This window comes from Virgibacillus sp. JSM 102003, from assembly GCF_041949995.1.
GTDB lineage: Bacteria > Bacillota > Bacilli > Bacillales > Amphibacillaceae > Lentibacillus.
In genome coordinates, this window is record NZ_JBHFQH010000001.1 from 324,711 (window position 1) to 344,875 (window position 20,165).

19 protein-coding genes are annotated in these 20,165 nt (G+C 36.9%); 9 read left to right on the forward strand and 10 right to left on the reverse strand.

Annotation, left to right across the window (positions count from 1 at the left end; all coding sequences use genetic code 11):
* Positions 1 to 118 precede the first annotated feature (118 nt).
* The 5 genes from ACE1TG_RS01675 to zapA form a co-directional block, all read right to left on the reverse strand.
* Entirely contained in the window at positions 119 to 526 is a 408-nt protein-coding gene (locus tag ACE1TG_RS01675) for a DUF350 domain-containing protein (RefSeq protein WP_375050613.1), read from the reverse strand.
* A gap of 23 nt (positions 527 to 549) precedes the next feature.
* Positions 550 to 2,895 carry an endonuclease MutS2 gene (locus ACE1TG_RS01680; RefSeq protein WP_375050614.1) on the reverse strand — a complete coding sequence of 782 codons (2,346 nt, stop codon included), beginning with the start codon at positions 2,893 to 2,895 and terminating at the stop codon, positions 550 to 552.
* 29 nt (positions 2,896 to 2,924) lie between these two features.
* Positions 2,925 to 4,643 (reverse strand): DNA polymerase/3'-5' exonuclease PolX, encoded by a 1,719-nt coding sequence (polX, locus tag ACE1TG_RS01685; RefSeq protein ID WP_375050615.1) that lies wholly within the window; start codon positions 4,641 to 4,643, stop codon positions 2,925 to 2,927.
* A 116-nt stretch (positions 4,644 to 4,759) separates the two neighbouring features.
* Entirely contained in the window at positions 4,760 to 5,314 is a 555-nt protein-coding gene (locus tag ACE1TG_RS01690) for a CvpA family protein (RefSeq protein ID WP_375050616.1), read from the reverse strand.
* 3 nt (positions 5,315 to 5,317) lie between these two features.
* Positions 5,318 to 5,581, reverse strand: coding sequence for a cell division protein ZapA (gene zapA, locus ACE1TG_RS01695; protein WP_375050617.1), 264 nt, complete (start codon positions 5,579 to 5,581; stop codon positions 5,318 to 5,320).
* 145 nt (positions 5,582 to 5,726) lie between these two features.
* Between zapA and rnhC the strand changes: the two genes are divergently transcribed.
* Positions 5,727 to 6,656: a ribonuclease HIII gene (gene rnhC / locus ACE1TG_RS01700; RefSeq protein ID WP_375050618.1), complete on the forward strand. Its 930-nt coding sequence runs from the start codon at positions 5,727 to 5,729 to the stop codon at positions 6,654 to 6,656.
* Between the two features lie 279 nt (positions 6,657 to 6,935).
* On the opposite strand, the gene pheT is transcribed toward rnhC, so the two are convergent.
* The 3 genes from pheT to ACE1TG_RS01715 form a co-directional block, all read right to left on the reverse strand.
* On the reverse strand, positions 6,936 to 9,362 hold the full coding sequence (pheT, locus tag ACE1TG_RS01705; protein WP_375050619.1) for a phenylalanine--tRNA ligase subunit beta: 2,427 nt from the start codon (positions 9,360 to 9,362) through the stop codon (positions 6,936 to 6,938).
* Positions 9,362 to 10,411: a phenylalanine--tRNA ligase subunit alpha gene (gene pheS, locus ACE1TG_RS01710; RefSeq protein ID WP_375050620.1), complete on the reverse strand. Its 1,050-nt coding sequence runs from the start codon at positions 10,409 to 10,411 to the stop codon at positions 9,362 to 9,364. Before pheS ends, pheT begins: the two co-directional genes overlap by 1 nt.
* Before the next feature lie 332 nt (positions 10,412 to 10,743).
* The gene (locus ACE1TG_RS01715; RefSeq protein WP_375050621.1) at positions 10,744 to 11,481 is read right to left on the reverse strand and encodes a TrmH family RNA methyltransferase; all 738 of its coding nucleotides are present in this window, start codon (positions 11,479 to 11,481) and stop codon (positions 10,744 to 10,746) included.
* 160 nt (positions 11,482 to 11,641) lie between these two features.
* Here ACE1TG_RS01715 and sspI point away from each other — a divergent pair, with 160 nt between their 5' ends.
* The 6 genes from sspI (at position 11,642) to ACE1TG_RS01745 (ending at position 17,270) form a co-directional block, all read left to right on the forward strand.
* On the forward strand, positions 11,642 to 11,863 hold the full coding sequence (gene sspI, locus ACE1TG_RS01720; protein ID WP_375050622.1) for a small acid-soluble spore protein SspI: 222 nt from the start codon (positions 11,642 to 11,644) through the stop codon (positions 11,861 to 11,863).
* Between the two features lie 131 nt (positions 11,864 to 11,994).
* Positions 11,995 to 13,572: a hypothetical protein gene (locus ACE1TG_RS01725; RefSeq protein ID WP_375050623.1), complete on the forward strand. Its 1,578-nt coding sequence runs from the start codon at positions 11,995 to 11,997 to the stop codon at positions 13,570 to 13,572.
* 18 nt (positions 13,573 to 13,590) lie between these two features.
* On the forward strand, positions 13,591 to 14,811 hold the full coding sequence (locus ACE1TG_RS01730) for an ABC transporter permease (protein ID WP_375050624.1): 1,221 nt from the start codon (positions 13,591 to 13,593) through the stop codon (positions 14,809 to 14,811).
* Positions 14,808 to 15,926: an ABC transporter permease gene (locus ACE1TG_RS01735; RefSeq protein WP_375050625.1), complete on the forward strand. Its 1,119-nt coding sequence runs from the start codon at positions 14,808 to 14,810 to the stop codon at positions 15,924 to 15,926. The genes ACE1TG_RS01730 and ACE1TG_RS01735 overlap by 4 nt, the downstream gene beginning before the upstream one ends.
* Positions 15,919 to 16,590 carry an ABC transporter ATP-binding protein gene (locus ACE1TG_RS01740; RefSeq protein ID WP_375050626.1) on the forward strand — a complete coding sequence of 224 codons (672 nt, stop codon included), beginning with the start codon at positions 15,919 to 15,921 and terminating at the stop codon, positions 16,588 to 16,590. Before ACE1TG_RS01735 ends, ACE1TG_RS01740 begins: the two co-directional genes overlap by 8 nt.
* Positions 16,591 to 16,655: 65 nt before the next feature.
* Complete coding sequence (locus tag ACE1TG_RS01745; RefSeq protein WP_375050627.1) at positions 16,656 to 17,270, forward strand: lytic transglycosylase domain-containing protein; 615 nt, start codon at positions 16,656 to 16,658, stop codon at positions 17,268 to 17,270.
* A gap of 119 nt (positions 17,271 to 17,389) precedes the next feature.
* Here the strand turns inward: ACE1TG_RS01745 and ACE1TG_RS01750 are convergent, their stop codons facing one another.
* Positions 17,390 to 18,475: a M42 family metallopeptidase gene (locus tag ACE1TG_RS01750; protein WP_375050628.1), complete on the reverse strand. Its 1,086-nt coding sequence runs from the start codon at positions 18,473 to 18,475 to the stop codon at positions 17,390 to 17,392.
* Positions 18,476 to 18,550: 75 nt separating this feature from the next.
* The gene (locus ACE1TG_RS01755) at positions 18,551 to 19,036 is read right to left on the reverse strand and encodes a dUTP diphosphatase (protein ID WP_375050629.1); all 486 of its coding nucleotides are present in this window, start codon (positions 19,034 to 19,036) and stop codon (positions 18,551 to 18,553) included.
* A gap of 116 nt (positions 19,037 to 19,152) precedes the next feature.
* Here ACE1TG_RS01755 and ACE1TG_RS01760 point away from each other — a divergent pair, with 116 nt between their 5' ends.
* Positions 19,153 to 19,545 carry a sigma-w pathway protein ysdB gene (locus ACE1TG_RS01760; RefSeq protein ID WP_375050630.1) on the forward strand — a complete coding sequence of 131 codons (393 nt, stop codon included), beginning with the start codon at positions 19,153 to 19,155 and terminating at the stop codon, positions 19,543 to 19,545.
* Positions 19,546 to 19,559: 14 nt separating this feature from the next.
* Positions 19,560 to 19,955 (forward strand): TIGR02328 family protein, encoded by a 396-nt coding sequence (locus ACE1TG_RS01765; RefSeq protein ID WP_375050631.1) that lies wholly within the window; start codon positions 19,560 to 19,562, stop codon positions 19,953 to 19,955.
* Positions 19,956 to 20,165 lie beyond the last annotated feature (210 nt).

A 20,165-nucleotide genomic window follows, 5' to 3' on the forward strand; every position in this document is an offset into this window, starting at 1 on the left:
TTTATTTATTTATTTTTTTCAAATTTCTTATTAAATTAAGTATATGATTCCAATTACTACAAAAATAACTGCAATTACAATTAATATTTTGGCTAGCGTTTCCAATGTTCTCTCTCCCTTATCCAATACTTGCGCCGATGACGAAAGCTAATCCAACAGAAATCATCATCGAGATAAATCCGACTGCATTGTTCCCTTTTCCAATTTCCTCATCGATTTTGATAGTCGGTGTTAAAAATTCAAAAATAAAATATCCAATAAGTAATAATAAAAATCCAAAAACACCCCAGCCAATACTCTCGATAAGCGTATCATTATGTTCAATCGAATAACGGAAAATGGTAGCTATTCCAAAAATTTTCCCTCCGGTTGCCATAGCTACAGCAAAATTTCCGCGCTTAATTTCCACCCAATTATGGTATGAGGTAACAAGTTCAAACACTGCTAAAAACACGATTGTACAAAGAATAACGACGCTGTATCTTGCAGCAGTTTCCACAAAAATAATCTCCCAAAAGCCCGCCACTTGTAGTACTCCCCCTTTTTCTATTACTTCAGTTCCAAAATTGTTACACCGCTTCCGCCTTCACCTTGTGATCCTGGCCTAGCCGCAGTTATACTAGGGTGTCTTTGCGTAAATTCTTTCACTCCCTTTCGAAGCGCACCGGTACCTTTTCCATGAATAATGGATACTTTAGGATAGCCGGCAAGTATTGCATCATCAATATATTTTTCCAAGTTGACTAACGCATCCTCAAATCGCAGACCACGTAAATCAAGCTCTGTTTTCACATGATAACTCGATCCCTTTACTGTCGCCATAGGTCTTTCAACAACCGTGTTTTTCTTGTTTACGAGCTGTAATTCATTCCGTTTTACTTTTACCTTCATAATCCCTACCTGAACAAGATATTCATTATCTGTGACTTTCTCCAGAACGGTTCCTTGCTGATTTACCGATAATAGCTTAATTTCATCACCAGCCTGCAAACCTTGTTTGGCTGCGGTTTGTTCTTTAGTTGGATCGTCATTTTTTTTACTGGACAGATTAGGCTGAGCCTCTTCAAGCATTTTTTTAGCTTCAATCCATTCATGCTCTTTTAATTGTGAACCGGCTTTCATATTTCGTAATTCGTCAACAATCATTTCAGCTTCTTCTCTGGCATTCTGTAACGACTTTTCTGCTTTTTCCTCTGCTTTTTTATACAATGCCTCACGCTTTTCCTCGAAATGTTTCCATTCCTTTTCGATATCTTTGCGTAATTGTTCACTGGCAAGTAAGGTATCATGTGCCTCCTGATAGTCTGATTCAGCTTGACGCTGTGATTTCTCAAGCGAGGCTATCATGTTCTCCACACTTTTAGAATCAATACCGATATGACTCTTGGCATGATTGATAACCTTATCGTCAAGACCCAGTCGCTTGGAAATTTCAAAGGCATTACTGCGTCCCGGTACACCTATCAGTAACCGATAAGTGGGTTTTAATGTTTGTACATCAAATTCAACAGAAGCATTAACAACATCCTCCCGGTTGTACCCGTATGCTTTTAACTCCGGATAATGTGTTGTTGCAACAATACGTGAACCACGTGAAATCACTTCATCCAGAATAGACATTGCCAATGCCGCGCCCTCTTGGGGGTCTGTGCCAGCTCCAAGTTCATCAAATAGCACTAATGACTTGTGATTGACATGCTGCAGGATTGAGACAATATTGGTCATGTGCGAAGAAAAAGTACTTAGACTTTGCTCTATTGATTGTTCGTCACCGATATCCGCAAAGACATCCTCAAACACAGCCATTTCACAGCCATCGAACGCCGGAATTCTGAGCCCTGACTGGGCCATTAATGTGCATAAGCCTATCATTTTCAAAATTACCGTTTTACCACCTGTATTTGGTCCCGTGATAACAATTGATGTATAATCTTCTCCCAATTCCACATCATTAGCAACCACTTCATCCATTGAGATAAGCGGATGGCGCGCTTGTGTCATTTTTATAATTCCATTATCGTTCATTTTTGGCATTGCTGCCTTCATTTGCAATCCTAATTTTGCCCTGGCAACCATAAAGTCAATCTTGGCCAGAACCGTTACATTTTCATATAAAGAATCCTCATTACTTGCGATATGATCACTTAACTCACGCAAAATTCTGTCGATCTCCTGTTTTTCCTTAACCTTTGCTTCCTGCAATCGGTTATTAAGATCAACTACAGCTTTTGGTTCCATAAATAAAGTTGCACCTGAAGCGGATTGGTCGTGAACAATTCCACCAACAGATCCTCGGTACTCTTGTTTTACTGGTAAAACATATCGGTCATTTCGAATCGTAATAATTGCATCTGACAGCATATTACTTTTCGATTTTGTGTAGCTATCCAGTTTATCACGTAATCTGCTTTCATATGTCCGAATGGAAGAACGGACACTGCGTAATTTAACCGAGGCACTGTCCATCATATGTCCGTTATCATCGATACAGCTATTGATATGGGTTTCCAAATCACGTAACGAGATAATCTGTGTGCCAAGATTTTTTAGAATAGGTATATCTTCTTCTATTTTTTCCATAAAGCTTTTAACTTGACGCGCCGCATAAAGGGTGTTTGCAACTTCCAGACATTCCAGAGGACGCAGCACACCACCAATGACACTTCGTTTTATACTAGCGCGTATATCAAATATCCCACCTAATGGAATTGTTACATTTAATCTTAAAATTTGACTGGCTTCATCTGTTTCTGCCTGCATTTCTTTAACTTCGTCTATATTTATGGAGGGTTTTAAACTGGAACAAAAGTCCTTCCCTATCGAAGTAGCCGCCTGTTTACTTAATTGATCGGTTATTTTATTAAATTCAAGTACGTGTAGAATACGCTCATTCATAAAGACTTGCTCCTTTTACTTCTTCCCATTTATTTAGTACGATTCATGAAGTCAATTAGTTTCTCTTTTGACCAGGTATTTAATACAGTTCCCCTTTTAATCCAGCCTTTACGTGCTGTACGTACACCATATGCCATATGATCAAGCATATTATAGTTATGCGCATCCGTGTTAATAGCGATTTTGACTCCAGCATTTTGGACTTTGCGAGCCCATTCAGCAGAGAGATCCAAACGATTTGGATTCGCATTGATTTCCAGTGCTGTTCCAGTTTCTTTTGCACGTTGTATTAACTTATCAACATCAACGTTATACCCCGTACGGCGACCAATAAGTCTTCCCGTAGGATGTGCAATTAGTGATACATGCGGGTTATCAAGCGCAGCATATAACCTTTCCATAATTTTCTCCTGTGACTGATTGAAACTTGAGTGAATTGCACCGATTACGAAGTCCATTTCCTGTAAAAATTCATCATCAAAATTTAATGAACCATCGGGTAAAATATCCATTTCGACACCTGCAAATATGTGGATATCCTCATACTTTTCGTTCAACTTATTTATTTCTTCTTTTTGTTTACGCAATCTTGTTTCATTTAATCCATTAGCGACCTGCAAAAACTTAGAGTGGTCCGTTATTGTAATATATTCATAATTCTTTTCACGAGCACGATTAACCATCTCTTCTAATGATTGTGCACCGTCACTCCATGTCGTATGCATGTGTAAGTCTCCGCGAATATCTTCCAGATTGATTAATGGTACGTGCTCACGGAACGCATCCACTTCACCAGTATTTTCTCGTACTTCTGGTGGAATAAACTGTAATCCAAAATGCTCGAAAAATTGCTTCTCATCCTGGAATGTTATGGTTTCTCCTGTTTCCTCAATGTCAACTCCATATTCGTTTATCTTTTCACCTTTGGATTTAGCCAGTTGTCGCATTGCAACATTATGATCCTTTGACCCAGTGAAGTGGTGTAAAGTTGAGGCGAATTCTCTTGGTGCTACAATTCGGAAATCAACATTCACATCATACACATCTTCCAATGTAACGGATACTTTTGTCTCACCTTTAGCAATTACTTCTTTTATATGATTTATTTCAAGTAGTGCATCACGGACAATTGCCGGATTTTCCGATGCTATAATAAAATCAATATCTTTAACAGTTTCCCGCATTCTCCGTAAACTTCCAGCACGCGAGTAATCCTGTATAGATTGTATACCTTCTAGATACATTTCAATTCTTTCAGCAATCGGCAGCATAAATGCTATTGGCAGACGTTCCGGACGGGTGTTTGCATCCTCCAGAGCAGCAAGTATTTTGTCGGCTGACTTTTTTCCGAAACCTTCCATACTTTCCACTTTTCCACTTTCACAAGCTTCCTTAAGCGAATCCGAATCAGTAACACCTAGCTCCTGGTAAAACTTGGCCAGCTTTTTCCCACCAAGACCTGGAAGGTTCAGTAACGGTATTAACCCGCTTGGTACTTCCTTTTCTAGCTGGTTTAACGTTTCAGATGATTCATTTTCAATATATTCATCAATAACTGCACTTGTCCCTTTTCCAATACCCTTAATCTTCTTGAAGTCTTCTATATCTGTCAAAGAGCGGTCATCACGCTCGAGGGCCTGTGCTGCTCTTCGATAAGCGGAAATTTTAAAAGAATTTTCCCCTTTAAGTTCCAAATATATAGCAACTTTTTCAAGTAATTTGATTACATCTTTTTTGTTAATTGTCATTATATATCACCTACTATTTTTACTATGAAAAAAGACTGATCCATAAAAAGGCTATATCTATTGTACATGACATACAAGGACAACCCTAATACGTTGAATCAGTCTCGATTATTCAATTAAAATTTAAGTAAATCATCAACGTGTTCAAACCATAATGTCTTAATCTGTTCTGATAAAATTGGTGTGTGTTCAATAATAAATAATGCTACAGACGAGCTGTTTATCCAGGATTGTATTTCTGTTAATGGTGTTAATGCCAAAACATATAATACCACGAAAATTAAGAGATATATCTCTACAAATCCCAATACTGCACCCAGTAATTTGTTTACAGAGTTTAAAATTGGCAAGTCTGCTACAAAATCAAGCATAGATGCTACTATTTGCATAATTATCTTGGCAGCGAAAAAAATAATTGCAAAAGCTATTGCGTTATAAAAAGCACCTTCAATGGGCAATGCCTCTAAGAAATCAGCCCATGCACCACTATTTTCTAATTCAGGATAGGGAATCCATAATGCAAGTCGTGGAGCAAGCTGGTCATAGTATAAGGCTGCTAGTATAAATGCTGCAATAAATCCTAGTAAATGAAATGCTTGTAAAATAAAACCTCTTTTTAATCCAATAAAAAATCCAAATATTAATAGTGCAATTAGTATAATATCAACCATATGCTATTTATCCTCTTCCTTGTTTTTTGATCCTAGTAAAGTTGCGTAGTCTTCTTTTAATTTCATATAATCATTCATCGTATTTACAGCTGTAAGAACGGCAAGTTCAGAAGTAGTGAGCTGTTGGTTCACCCCATGAATATCACGCATTTTCTGATCTACTAGACTTGCAACCAGACGAACGTGATCAGCGTTTTCTTCGCCAACAACTGTATAAGATTTATTATGTATTTCAACTGTTATACGTGTTTTATCATCCTGGGTCACACGAATACCCTCCTAATTGAAAAATAGTCCACTATATATTAACACAAAGTTTGCCATTGAGGAAACTGTTGGCGATAGGAAATCATTCTTTTCATTTATGCCCGACATTTGCTATAGTTAATAGATAATATAGTTGGAGGATCTTATGCCACAGAATGTATACGTTATACCACAAAATACAATAGAAGAAATGAAACGCTTTTACGCCAATGCGCTCCAATCAACACCTCAAGGAGCTATTTTTCGTGCTAAAACTTCTAATGCAGTAATAACTGCATATAAGTCAGGGAAAGTAATGTTCCAAGGGAATGCTCCAGCTGTTGAGGCAGAGAAATGGACAAATAAAGCAAAAGAGTCACCAAAAGCTGCTCCAAAAACAAATAAATTAAATACCTATTCTCCACCAGATACATTATTCAACAGTAACCATATAGGTTCAGATGAAGCAGGTACAGGAGATTATTTTGGACCAATAACTGTAGCTGCAGTATTTGTAAAAAAGGAGCAAATTGAGTTGCTCAAGGTGTTGGGTGTGAAGGATTCGAAAAATTTAACAGATTCAACGATTCGAAAAATATCCAAAGATATTATTAATCTCGATTTACCCTATTCCCTATTAATTTTACATAACGAAAAATACAATAAGCTGCAAAAGCAGGGATGGACACAGGGAAAAATGAAGGCGATGCTTCATCATCACGCCATAAATAATCTGCTTAATAAGATAGGTACAAACTCAGCAGATGGCATTCTGATTGATCAATTTTGTGAACCGGCTGTTTATAAAAAACATATTGCAACGGAGAAGCAGAAACTTGCGGATAATACGTATTTCATGACAAAAGCCGAGAGTTATTCCATAGCAGTTGCCGCAGGATCAATTATTGCCAGAACCAGCTTTCTGAGTGAAATGGATAAACTGTCAGCCAAAACTGGAATCACACTGCCAAAAGGGGCTTCCAAAAAAGTTGATCAAACCATCGCACGTATCATCAAGTCCAAGGGTGAAAAAGCCCTGCACTCTTACGCAAAAACACACTTTGCCAATACAAAAAAAGCAAAAAGTTATCTCTAGAACAGGTGAGTTAGAATGCAGCACCGATTTAGCATTGAATTGCAGATCAATTTGATGCTCTTTTTATGTTGATGGAATATCAACTGGAAATACTAGGTATCGACCGCAATTTCGGGATATCAACTGAAAATACCGGATATCGACCCAATTTTGGTATGATAAAGAGGCTAGCAATATATGGTAAAGGTGGTAATATCCTTAATAATAAAAAAAGCAGTTCAATTAAGGGTACAAATTATTTGTACTCCAAAACTGAACCACTAATGCTTACTCGCGCCTTTATGACCTTACATAGGCATCAAATTTATTATTAACTGTACGGACTATTTCCTGATAGGATTGTTCGACTTCATCGTCTTTCAATGTTTTATCAGGATCCTGATAAAGCAGGCTGTAAGCAATTGATTTTTTGCCTTCTGGTAAATGCTCACCCTTGTATACATCAAACACTTGAACATTCTTAACCAAGGGCGCGCCAGTTTCTTCTATCGTTTGCCTGATATCACCTGCTTGAGTGTCCTTATCGACAATAAACGCAATATCTCTGGAAACAGATGGATACTTAGGAATTTGGTTATATCCTGGTGTGTTGTTATAGACAGCTAATACTGCTTCCATATCAATATCAAAAACATAAGTCTCTTTAATATCCATTGACTTTTCAAGCTTCGGATGCACTTGACCGATAAATCCAACAGCATGATTATTAACTTTCAATGTTGCACAACGCCCTGGGTGCATGTCTTGGAGTTTAGCCTGTTCGAAGGTTACTTGTATATTCAAAAAGTCAAACAGACCCTCTACAATTCCTTTAACAAGATAGAAATCCACTTGCTTCTTCTCTTGCTGCCATTGATGAGACAGCCATAATCCTGTAACTGCTCCTGCAACCCGAATCATTTCGTCTGGTTGCTTTGTGAGTGTTTCTTCGTTTGAGATAAAAACATTCCCTAATTCAAAATACGAAAGATTCATTTGATTTCGTGCATGGTTGTGCGCTAATGTCTGAAGCAACCCTGGCAATATACTTAGTCTTAAATATTTATGGTCCTCACTCATTGGCATAGCCAACTGTACAGGGTTTGGTTTCTGTTCCTGCTGCTTCGGATCTAATAACTTATACACGTGTTCATCACTTGTTAAGGAATAAGTTATCGTCTCCATTAACCCTGCACTTTGCAAGTAACCTTTTACATCTCGCTTTAATTGCTGTCTGTCAGTTAATCCACCTGCCTGTGAGGAGCCTTCTGGTAATGTAAATGGAAGATTGTCATATTCGTAAATACGAGCAACTTCCTCAAGCATATCTTCAAAAATCGTAATATCTCCACGACGGGTTGGAATAGTTACAACCAATTGATGATTAATCTGTTCATATGGGAATTGCAGTTTATCTAAAATAACCCCAATTTCATTTGTACTAATTTGAGTTCCAAGACGTTTATTGATCTCTGCCGTACTAACTTCAACTACCTTTTCAGAGCGGTCCAATTCATCAAAAGAAACAACATCAGAAAGTACCGTTGCACCAGCGTACTTCTCCAGTAAATGACACGCACGAAGGCCTGCTTCTTTTACCCGATTGGGATCTACTCCCTTTTCAAAACGAGTGCTTGATTCACTGCGTAACCCTGTATCTTTCACTGCTTTTCGAACAGAAGCAGGTGCAAAATATGCTGCTTCCAGCAAAATAGTTGTCGTTTCATTGTTAACTTCCGTGCTGGCTCCACCCATGACACCAGCCATTGCGACAGGATCTTTTCCATCTGTAATAACTAAGTGATCATCTGATAAGCTTCTTTCTTCCTTATCCAGTGTAATAAGCTTTTCATTCTGTTCCGCACGCCTCACAACAATTTTTCCGGAATTTAATAAATCGTAATCAAATGCATGCAGTGGCTGACCATATTCAAGTAATACATAGTTGGTAATATCCACTATGTTATTAATAGGACGAATGCCTGCTGCCATTAATGCATTTCGCATCCATAACGGGGATGGTTCTATTTTGATATCTTTAACGACAAATGCCCCGTAATATGGATTTAGCTCAGGATCTGCCACTTCAACAGAAACATAATCTTTCGCTTTTTCTTCACTTGTATTAACCTCTTCACTTGGTAACATTACGTCTTTATCCAGTATTGCTGCAACCTCATACGCAACCCCTAACATACTTAGGCAATCAGCGCGGTTGGGAGTTAAATCAAATTCTAATACGGCATCATTTAAGTTTAATAGTGGCTCAACACTTTCACCTATCGATACATCATTTGGAAAAACAAAAATACCTTCCGCGATATCTTTCGGTACATATTTTTCGTCAATACCAAGCTCCTGAAGTGAACAAATCATCCCATTTGATTCTACTCCGCGTAGTTTAACCTTTTTAATTTTAAAGTTTCCAGGCAAAACTGCACCAGGCTTAGCTACTGCAACTTTTTGACCTTGCGCAACATTTGGTGCCCCGCAGATAATCTGTAATTTCTCATCACCTATATCAACCTGACAAAGATTCAATTTATCTGCATTGGGATGTTTTTCACATGATTCAACATGACCAACTACTACGCCTTGACTTTTTTCTGCAATATATTCAATACCATCTACTTCAATACCAGTTTTCGTAATTTTTTCTGCAAGTTCTTCAGGTGAGATATTTTCTATATCTACATAATTTTTTAACCAGTTTAATGATACTAGCATTACAAGGTACCTCCTTTTGCATGATGATATTGTCTTAGAAAACGTACATCATTTGTATAGAAATTACGAATATCATCAACACCATATTTCAGCATAGCTATTCTTTCAGGGCCCATTCCAAATGCAAAACCAGTATATTCCTTAGAATCATATCCGGCCATTTCCAGTACTCTAGGATGGACCATGCCACCGCCTAAAATTTCAATCCAACCTGACTTTTTACAAACAGAACAGCCAGATCCGTTACAAACTTTACATGATATATCCATTTCAACAGATGGTTCAGTAAATGGGAAAAAGCTTGGGCGTAGTCGGGTTTTCCGATCATCGCCAAACATTTTCTTAGCAAATTTATCTAATATTCCCTTCAAATCACTCATACGGACATTCTTATCCACGTATAGTCCTTCAATCTGGGTGAACTGGTGTGAGTGTGTTGCGTCATCCGTGTCACGACGATATACTTTTCCGGGACATATCATTTTAACAGTTTGATCACCATTGAACTGTCGCATTGTTCGCGCTTGAACAGGTGATGTGTGGGTTCGAAGCAATAATTCATTGGTAATATAAAAAGTATCTTGCATATCACGCGCTGGATGACCTTTAGGAAGATTTAGCGCTTCAAAATTATAATAATCTGTTTCAACTTCCGGCCCTTCTCTTACCTCAAATCCTATCCCAATAAATAAGTCCTCAATCTCTTCTACAATTTGTGTTAACAAGTGAGGCCCGCCAACTTGAACTGGCCGCCCTGGTAAAGTCACATCAAGTGCTTCTTGCTGAAGTTTCTCATCTAATGCTGCTTGCTCCAAAATTTCACTCTTGTGCTCAATTTCATTTGTAATAGATTCACGTACTTTGTTGGCAATTTCACCAACAACCGGCCGTTCTTCTTTAGAAAGTTTCCCCATACCACGCAAGACAGACGTTAAAGACCCTTTTTTGCCTAAATAAGTTACTTTAATATCCTGGAGTTCCTTTAAATTACTTGCCTGTTTTACATTATCCAATGCTTCAGCTTGAATAGCCTCCAATTGCTCTTTCATAATTACTCCTCCTGTATAACACTTTTTAAATACAAAAAAGCCCCATCCCTAAAAAGGGACGAGGCTAAAGTTTCGCGGTACCACCCTTGTTGACACACTTAATGCATCCAACTTAATCTTAATAACGGATTTTTCATCCGGTACACCTTTACTTGATTAATCAAGGTCCCGAGTGCCAGCTCCAGAGTGAAATATAACAGTTATCACAGTAGAAATGCTTTCAGTCCAGGACATCTCTTCCCTTTTACCGCTTCCTAACTATTACGGGCTCTTTCTTAGCTTTTATGTTAAATTTATTTTATTATAATGAACATCTAAATATTATGCAACTTCTACATCTTAATATAATACATTAATATGCCTGCTGCAACACTTACATTAAGTGATTCCGCTTCTCCATATATTGGAATTTTCACAACGGTATCGGCTAAATCAACAATTTCACTTTGAATTCCTGCACCTTCATTTCCAATAATAAGGGCAGTTTTTTCTGGCACTTCAAGTTTATCGAATGGGATTGCATCCGATAATGCAGAAGCCCATACACTAAATCCCTCTGCCTTTAACTGTGGTACTTTTTCTTTAATACTTACCTGTGAAATTGGCAAATGGAATAACGATCCCTGTGTGGAACGGATAACCTTATCATTATACATATCAACCGTATCATCACCCAGCATCACCGCATCAAATCCTGCTGCATCCGCTGTTCTGATAACCGTACCTAAATTTCCTGGATCTTGAATTGAATCGATTAATAATAGAGAATTTCCAATTATTGCTTCTGGTTCTTTCATTTTTATAATTGCAGATACTCCCTGAGGTGTCTTTGTACGAGCAATATGCTGGAGGACCTTTTCATTTACTTTGGTAACTATATAATCATCGAACCAATTTGGATATTGTCTATCTTCCTGGACGATAATCTCGACAATTTCCCATTCACTCTTGTGGGCTTCTTCAACCAAATGAAAACCTTCAATTAAAAAAGTCTCTGATTTTTTACGGCCTTTACGACTATGCAATTTATTCCATTGTTTAACTTTTTCATTTTGTACTGAAGTAATCATAACATTTCAATTCCATTCCAATTAATTTTAACTGCCAAAACACAAAACGGTTTCTAAGAATGCCATTAACGCTATGCCAAGTTTTCTACTATCATCATACATATTTTATCCTATACCGGTCAAACTATCTATAGTTAAAATAATTGTGAGAGGTGTTTTTATGGATTTGAATTTAAGAGAAGCAATATTATCCAATATTGCGTCAAATAATCAGGAACAATTAGAAGCAACCATTGTTGATGCAATTCAAGATGGTGAAGAAAAAATGCTGCCTGGTTTAGGGGTCATATTTGAATTGATTTGGAATCAATCCAATGAAGAGGATAAACAGGAAATGATTGACGCACTTGAACAAGGAGTAAAGCAAGCAACTACAAGTTAAATTAAAACGGATGCAGACAAGCATCCGTTTTTTTGTTAATTTATAACTACATTTACATTTTTTTATGGTAAACTTATATGAAAATAATACATATATTAAAAGAAGCTTGTACATAGGGGGAGAGATTATAGATGAGTTCGAAAAAAATTATAGTTATTTCAATTGTAGCTGTTCTGTTAATTGGCGGTAGTGTCGCAGCATATGTCCTACTTGATTTATCTGCCAAACAGCAATATTTTCTAGCCGAAAAAGATTCAGCAGAATTTCTGCAGGATAAAGCAGAAACACGATATCAGCCGGAATTAAGCTGGTATGAACAAAGTGAGGAAAATCCAACAGAGACAACACTGGAATTTTCCGGTGAATATAATGATCCCAATGCAATGAGTGGCTTTGGGGGTATGGGTCCAGCCCAATTTATTAATAATGCAACACTTACTTTAACTACTGCTATGGATAAAGATAAAAAGCATTTGGCATCGGAAATCAAAGCAAGCATGGGTGAACTTGAAGTAGGAGATATTAATTTTTATCTGACAGAAGACCGTGTAATGCTGGGCTTACCATTTCTTGAGGAGTTAGTTCAGTTAAACGGTGAAGATTTAGGCAAGTTATTAAAAGAAGTTGATCCAAAAACATTCACGGGTGATGAGAAACTTGATTTTAATGCTTTTTTTGAAGGATCAACCGGAGTTCTTAGCAAAGAAGACCAAAAATATATTCAGGAAGAATATTTGGAAATGATATATGAAAGTCTGCCTGAGAAGGCATTTGAAATAGTAGATGAAACAGTTAACGTTAACTCGAATGCTATGGATACGCAGAAAATCACCATGCATCTTTCCGAAAAACAAACAAAAGAACTTTTGAATACAGTACTTAAAAAAATGGAAAATGATGATAGACTTAAAGAAATTATTAGTGAACAGATTGGTGTTCAACAGTTTGGCGCCGGTATAACTTCTTCAAGCATGACACCTGATGTTCAAAAACAGATTGATCAATTTATTGAAGAGTTTGAAACAGCTATAAAGGATACTCGGGCAAATTTAACAGATTTTAAAATTCCAGATGGTATTCAATCAACAATCTGGGTGAAAGATAAATTAATCGTAAAGCGGGATTTCTCAATAAAACTTGGTCCAACAAACGAGGAACTGGTTACATTATCTGTTAATGGGACGCAACTACTCCAAGAGCAAAACCAAACGTTTAATTACGAATTTGAAGCAACCGATCAGAATGGTAGTCACAACATGATGCTTACGGGTGACTTGGAGACAACTAGTGATGAAGTTTCTGATTCTATTAAACTTTCATTTGGTGAAACAGAACTATCATATAATGGTACTGGAACATTACACGATGGTAACAGAGAATTTGAACGGGTATTTTCCTATAGTGACGCCAGAGATAGTGGTAGTTTAACATGGTCTGGTACTGCTTCTTATAACAATGATCAAATGTCATCTGAACACGATTTTTCGATTGAAACACCAGATATTGGACCGGATATGATTAGCCTCCACATCGAGAAAAGTGCAAAGCTAATTAATTCGGTTGAATTAGATAGCGACAAGGAAGTTAAGAACATCGGGAACATGAGTATTGATGAACTGAATCAATACGTCGAAATGGAAGTAACGCCTAAATTCCAGCAATGGATCTTCGGATTAATGGGGACTGGCGGGAACCTAAATGGCTTTTAATGGAATGGAAGTGGATGTATGCACTTCATAAAACATCTGTTTTTATTTACCAAAAATAATTTTAAGCAACTGCAGAGGAAGTGGCTGACACTTCCTCTGCTTTTACTCTTTCCAGTCATTCTCATAACACTAATTGCTGTCATTGCAGTCTCCATTGTTTCACCCGAAGATCAGAAACCCATTTATGTAGGATTAGTCGATTTGGATAAATCAGAAGAAACTGAAATGGTTTTAGACATGATCGACAAATCATCACAATTAGGCAGTTACATACAAATTAAAAAGGTGACAAAAAAGCAAGCAACCGAACAAATTGAGAATCAGTTAAGTGCCTATGTAACCTTCCCTGAAGGTTTTACAAAAAGTTTATATAATGGAAATCAAGTATCATTACATATCACAGGTAATCCAAACCGACGGACAGAAAGCTATGTAGTTAAAGAATTGCTCGATAGTATCGCACGGCATATACGCTCATCACAGGCGAATATACTAACAATAAACTATTATGCAAAACAATTAACCATTGATAATGAAGTACGTCAAGATATGCTATTTAATCAATTTACCAACTTTTTAGTATATACAGTAGGTAAAGACAAGATCATAGATGAGGAAAAAATTACTAATAATGCAACCAATTCCCCCATTCACTATTATGGGCTTGCAGGCTGGTTTACGATTATTACAATCTGGCTGCTGGCATTTTATTCGTTTTTCACAAAAGATGAAGAATATCGCATAATGGATCGTATGCGACTATATGGGGTAACTCAGATAAGACAATTATTAGCAAAAATATCATCCACTTGCATAGTAACATGCATCTGTGCGGGTATCACATTGTTCATATTCACTAATTTAATGGAAATCACTTTATTCGGTGAAGATTACTTACGAATAGCAATCATAATAATTCTTTATAACATTGCGTTCCTATTTGGATTAGCTATTCTGGAAACGGTAATTAGTGGTCAAAAAGTACGTTTGCTTGCACAGTCATTGTATACATTTTTGTCATTAGTAGTAAGCGGAGCAATTATACCCACTCTATACTTTCCAATATATGTACAAGAACTATTACCATACAGTTTCTCCTTTGAAAGCTTTCACTGGCTTCAGGAAGTAATTATAAACGGCAGGTTTTATGCTGATTATGTACCACTTACACTTCTGACGGCAGCAAGTGCGCTTCTACTGTTAGGGATATCAATGTGGAGGGAGCGTGTTAATACATGAACAGTATCCTAGTAACCCGCTTCATGCATTGGAAAAAACAATTTACAAGTCTAGTGTTTTGGCTTTTATTCCCACTTATTGCAACAACAGGTATCCTAACAGTTACTGATGTTTTACAGGAAGATTCGAAAGTTCCAGTTGGTATCGTCCTGGAGGAAGAAACAAAGGCATCAAATGAATTGGTACAGGAGATTAAAACAATACCATTTGCCAAAATAAAGGAACTGTCTGAAGAAGTTGCACTTTATCAGTTAAGAAAACATGAATTGGATAGTGTATTTATTATTCATAATGGCTTTGAGGAAAAAATTCTTGAAAATAGTCGTAATCAATTAATTACAAGCTATCAGTCCGACCTGTCTTTTGCCTATTCACCAGTTAAAGAAATAGTTTTGTCCTATGTACAGCAGGAAACTGGGAGGTCAAAAGCTGCATTCGTTGTAAAAGAACTTGAACAGCAATATAAGGAAAACAAAGGATGGACGTTTGAGGAGATTGTGGCCAAAAGTAATGAAATCGAACAAGATGAGAATCTCCTAAATACAGCTTTTTCGTTTAATGATTCACCCGTGAAAACAAGTGAAGATACAGCTTTGTTTACTGTATGGGGGTTATGGTCAATATGCAGCATGCTTTCAACGCTACTACTGTTTGACTGGGTTATTAAAGAAAAACAATCGAACACCAGAATACGCTTTGCATTCACTCGTTGGACAATAAAATCATATATGTTACAAAACATTATACTTTATAGCGTCCTGTTTTTTATTGTCGATCTATTAACCGTTATTACGCTGTATCTTGCATTTGGAGAGTGGATCAACTTTCTTAATCTAGTTATTTACCGGATTTTAATTAGTCTAGCTGCCTTTTTACTTGCACATCTTTTTAAAACGGCATTTTTATATTATTCTATGTCATTTGGAATAACACTGTTTGTCACCATCAGCAGTGGTGCAGTTCTCCCCTCTGGAGTAGTCTCGAATTGGTCTTGGTTTAATTTATTTAATCCAATTTCACCGTTACTGAACGGAGAATTTGTAAGTCTATGGTCTCTTATGGTAATTCTCTTAACGATTGTTTGGATTGTTAGAAAGGAGAAATACAATGCTTAAAGTCCAGTCCCTATCCAAGGAATATGGAAAAAAACAAATACTAAATTCGGTTACATTCACTGCTAAACCAGGTGAAATCATTGGACTAGTAGGTGAAAATGGTGCAGGCAAATCAACCATGCTGCAAATCTTGGCAACGTTATCCAAGCCAACGTCGGGTTCTATCTCGTTGTATAATGAAGCCTACCAGAAAAACAAAAAGCAACTTCGTAAAAATATCGGTTTTGTTGCACAAGATATTGCATTATGGGAAGAATTCACGGTTAAAGAAAATATGGTTTTCTTCGAGAAACTATCATGGAAGAATAAAAGTAAAGAAGAGCTGAGACAGCTTTGCAGAGATATGAAGCTCGAAAAATGGGATGAATCTGTTAAAACTCTCTCAGGTGGCATGAAACGGAAATTAAATTTAGCGATAAGTTTAATCCATGAGCCAATGCTATTACTTTTGGATGAGCCTACAGTAGGAATTGATCTGAAATCACGTAAAGAAATTGGTTCATACTTATATGAGCTTGCAAAGAATCACGGTAAAATGATTATTTATACATCACATGACATGGACGAGATCAATAGTTTATGCGAACGAATATATTGTATTGGAAACGACCCTTTTTATCATCAAGTATTACAGGATTATGGGAAAGAGCCAATAAAATTATAAAAGATATTGTGATATTTTGGATAAACATGTACACTTAATGTAATTAATTTGGGGGGAATTTTATTATGGATATTCGAAGTTTGCAATCACTAATTCAACAACAGGCTATGTCAGTATTAACGTCTTCGAGGAACAGCTCAACTAACTCCCCTATGATTGAACTGGCGTTTAAACAATTGTTGCAGCAGCAGATAAACAATGGAACCACCAATAACAATAACTTTATGCAGGGGAATATGCAGACTCAGCCGTTTATACCACCTAAAACCACTTCCCCATTAACAGTAAAGAATGCTACTTCACCTGTAATAGTTGATTCATATATTTCCAGGTCTGCCGAAAAGTATGGAATAGATCCGAACTTGATTCATTCCGTCATAAAAGCCGAATCAAATTATAATGCAAATGCCAAAAGTGATGCTGGTGCGCAAGGTTTAATGCAATTAATGCCTGCTACTGCAAGAGGGCTGGGCGTCACCAATCCATATGACCCCAAACAGAATATCGAAGGTGGAACGAAATATCTAAGTCAGATGCTTGACCGATACAACGGAAATATCGAACTGGCTCTTGCTGCCTATAACGCAGGACCGGGGAATGTAGATAAACATCAAGGTATTCCGCCTTTTGACGAAACACAGAACTATGTAAAAAAAGTAATGAATTCCTATATTGTATAAAAAAGCTGAAGAGCGGTCGCTCCTCAGCTTTTCTTTATTCGTAGTTTGTTTTAGTAAAGTCTCTTGTTTTTCCATCTGTGCAGTTAAATATTAACAGTCAAGTTATCTTAAAAACAGGCTTAACCTAAAACAATTTCCTTCACTTTATCGTTGTCTAATTTTTTAATTGTTTCAACAATCAATTTTACTGCGTTTTCAAAATCATCACAGTGCAGGATAGCAGCATGTGAATGAATGTAGCGTGTTGCCACCGTTATTGATAGAGATGGAACTCCATTCGCGGTTAAATGTATGGATCCAGAATCGGTACCACCACCGGCGATTGTTGCAAATTGATAAGGGATATTGTTTTCATCAGCTGTATCAACGACGAATTCGCGTACACCTTTATGTGAAATCATTGATGCATCATATAAGAGAATCTGCGGTCCTTCCCCAAGCTTGCTGTCTGCATCTTTGTCAGAAACACCAGGAGTGTCCCCGGCAATACCAACGTCGACGGCGAATCCAATATCCGGTTTTATGGCATGTGCAGAAGTACGTGCACCACGTAACCCGACTTCTTCCTGGATCGTTCCAACTCCATAAACAATATTAGGATGCTTTTCATCTTTTAACTGTTTAAGCACCTCAATTGCAATTGCACAGCCAATTCTATTGTCCCATGCTTTTGCTAACAGCATCTTATCATTTTTTAATTGGGTAAATTCGAAATAAGGTACAACTGAATCACCAGGACGCACACCAAATTTCCGTGCTTCCTCTTTACTTGATGCTCCAATATCGATAAACATATCCTTTATCTCGATTGGCTTTTTACGTGCTTCAGCCGAAAGGATATGTGGTGGCTTTGAACCAATTACTCCTGTTACATCACCTTTTGATGTCATAAGTGTAACACGTTGCGCAAGCATTACCTGGCTCCACCAGCCTCCAACTGTCTGAAAGTAAACGAAGCCATTATCATCGATACGAGTAACCATAAATCCAACTTCATCTAAATGACCGGCAACCATGATTTTAGGGCCATTCGTATCGCCAGTCTTCTCCGCAATCAAGCTACCCAAATTATCGGTATAAATTTTATCAGCATATGGTGTAATATACTTTTCCATCACTTCTCTTGCTTCTTTTTCATTACCTGGAATTCCTTTTGCATCTGTTAAATCTTTTAACATTGTATTCGTTTCGTCTAATTTTGCCATATGTAAAAACTCCTCCTTCATTATTATCCTATTTTATTATAACCGCAAATACAGAAATAATAAAACGTTTTCAGCTTAATATCCCTGATCCTGTCGCTCATAATTAACTTCATTTTTTTTCAGGTACGCATTCTGTACTGCCTTTTCATCAAATCCCAGCAATTCACCTAACTGTAAGTAATATTCAAAAAGTAACTCATAATTTTCTCGTGTAGGTTGTTGTTTAAATAAAACACATGCAGAAAATACAAGGTTAAACTGTTCTGTTTCACTGGTTGAAGAATTTTCTGTTCTTGCTGATATATACTCATACCCTTTTTCCAATCCTAATGATAAAATAAAATGTATCCCATCAACATATTCTTCCAGGATTACGTCTTCTTCATTTCTAGGCTTTTTACTCCAGAATTTAAAGCAGCGTGTTTCATTCGCTAATTCCCCTAATTCAACAAGTAACGCCAATTGCTTCTCCTCGAATAAATTCTTGCCTGTTAGATCATGCTGTGATTCAATATAGTTGTCCAATTGTTTTTGCATCTTGTATAATGCTGACCAGTCCATTTCGATTACCTCTTTTCTCTTTTTGTCGATTGTAACACGAAATTATTGTAAATAGTGAAACCTGTTTCTATCCCAAACGTACAAGATACTATCACTCTACAGGGAGACGATTCGATATGATTGTCATTTTGTTTCGATTACTTATTCTCATAGCTCTCGTTCTCCTCGTCTATACGATATTTCAATATTATCGTAATCCGGAACGAAGGATGCAAATTGCCAAGTCTAAAGACGATTTTTATATAATAGATGAACCGACTAATAGTAAAAAAAATATCCAGTTTGTCTATAAAAACTGTTTATTTGAAGGGGAAAAATATCTTGGCACTACAGAAGATTCATTTGAAGTAGTTAATATTAGCGTATTTGCACGTGACCCCGGAGAATTAGGTGGAATTAGGAGAGACGACCTCTATTTTATAGAAAAAGAGTTATTAATTCGATATCCATATGCAAAAATTGAATGGAAGCATCCTATAAATAAATTGCTTTTAACCATTATCGAATAGAAGGGGAAATTCCGATGCGATTATGGCACGAAGAACTTATCCCATTTCTTCCTGGACAACAATTACTGGGACAGCACCGCGAATGTTGTGCACTAAGAGGTAATGGCTGGGGAAAAACGCATTCCACTGTTAACTACGTATTCAATTATTCACCATATATGCTTTTTCTGTATCATTTAAAAGTAATCCAGGAAATGAAACGAAGAGGATATAATGTTCAGCCACTATGGGAAGAACCAACATATCGCGGGAAATCAGCAATTCGCTATTCCAGCCTTGAAGCCATGAAATGTACAAGAGGTCAAATCAATACAGGTAACATATATCCAGAACACAATCTGGAATATTTAAATGAATGTATAAATAATCTCCAGCAAAAAGGAATCTATATCAAGTTGAATGAAAAATAGCTCACCGTGCGGCATATCCTCTGCATAGTGAGCTATTTTTAATATAAAATTATTATTCACCTATCGCAGCGTAAAGTGACCGCATAAACCTTGAAGGAATAAGAAAGGCTCAATATACACTACTTGAGTTTTTGGATTAACGGTGCGTATATGATATAAAATGCGACGTAGTTAAAATCTTTTGTAGAAAGTATTAAATGCTATGAAGCC

What these genes read in the sequence shown, in the direction of transcription:
- ACE1TG_RS01745 (WP_375050627.1), top strand. Translation starts at nt 16,656, where the DNA reads ATGGATATTCGAAGTTTGCAATCACTAATTCAACAACAGGCTATGTCA.
- ACE1TG_RS01690 (WP_375050616.1), bottom strand. Translation starts at nt 5,314, where the DNA reads ATGGTTGATATTATACTAATTGCACTATTAATATTTGGATTTTTTATT.
- ACE1TG_RS01680 (WP_375050614.1), bottom strand. Translation starts at nt 2,895, where the DNA reads ATGAATGAGCGTATTCTACACGTACTTGAATTTAATAAAATAACCGAT.
- ACE1TG_RS01730 (WP_375050624.1), top strand. Translation starts at nt 13,591, where the DNA reads ATGCACTTCATAAAACATCTGTTTTTATTTACCAAAAATAATTTTAAG.
- ACE1TG_RS01725 (WP_375050623.1), top strand. Translation starts at nt 11,995, where the DNA reads ATGAGTTCGAAAAAAATTATAGTTATTTCAATTGTAGCTGTTCTGTTA.
- sspI (WP_375050622.1), top strand. Translation starts at nt 11,642, where the DNA reads ATGGATTTGAATTTAAGAGAAGCAATATTATCCAATATTGCGTCAAAT.
- ACE1TG_RS01750 (WP_375050628.1), bottom strand. Translation starts at nt 18,475, where the DNA reads ATGGCAAAATTAGACGAAACGAATACAATGTTAAAAGATTTAACAGAT.
- ACE1TG_RS01740 (WP_375050626.1), top strand. Translation starts at nt 15,919, where the DNA reads ATGCTTAAAGTCCAGTCCCTATCCAAGGAATATGGAAAAAAACAAATA.
- ACE1TG_RS01765 (WP_375050631.1), top strand. Translation starts at nt 19,560, where the DNA reads ATGCGATTATGGCACGAAGAACTTATCCCATTTCTTCCTGGACAACAA.
- ACE1TG_RS01735 (WP_375050625.1), top strand. Translation starts at nt 14,808, where the DNA reads ATGAACAGTATCCTAGTAACCCGCTTCATGCATTGGAAAAAACAATTT.
- ACE1TG_RS01715 (WP_375050621.1), bottom strand. Translation starts at nt 11,481, where the DNA reads ATGATTACTTCAGTACAAAATGAAAAAGTTAAACAATGGAATAAATTG.
- ACE1TG_RS01760 (WP_375050630.1), top strand. Translation starts at nt 19,153, where the DNA reads ATGATTGTCATTTTGTTTCGATTACTTATTCTCATAGCTCTCGTTCTC.
- polX (WP_375050615.1), bottom strand. Translation starts at nt 4,643, where the DNA reads ATGACAATTAACAAAAAAGATGTAATCAAATTACTTGAAAAAGTTGCT.
- ACE1TG_RS01755 (WP_375050629.1), bottom strand. Translation starts at nt 19,036, where the DNA reads ATGGACTGGTCAGCATTATACAAGATGCAAAAACAATTGGACAACTAT.
- pheT (WP_375050619.1), bottom strand. Translation starts at nt 9,362, where the DNA reads ATGCTAGTATCATTAAACTGGTTAAAAAATTATGTAGATATAGAAAAT.
- rnhC (WP_375050618.1), top strand. Translation starts at nt 5,727, where the DNA reads ATGCCACAGAATGTATACGTTATACCACAAAATACAATAGAAGAAATG.
- pheS (WP_375050620.1), bottom strand. Translation starts at nt 10,411, where the DNA reads ATGAAAGAGCAATTGGAGGCTATTCAAGCTGAAGCATTGGATAATGTA.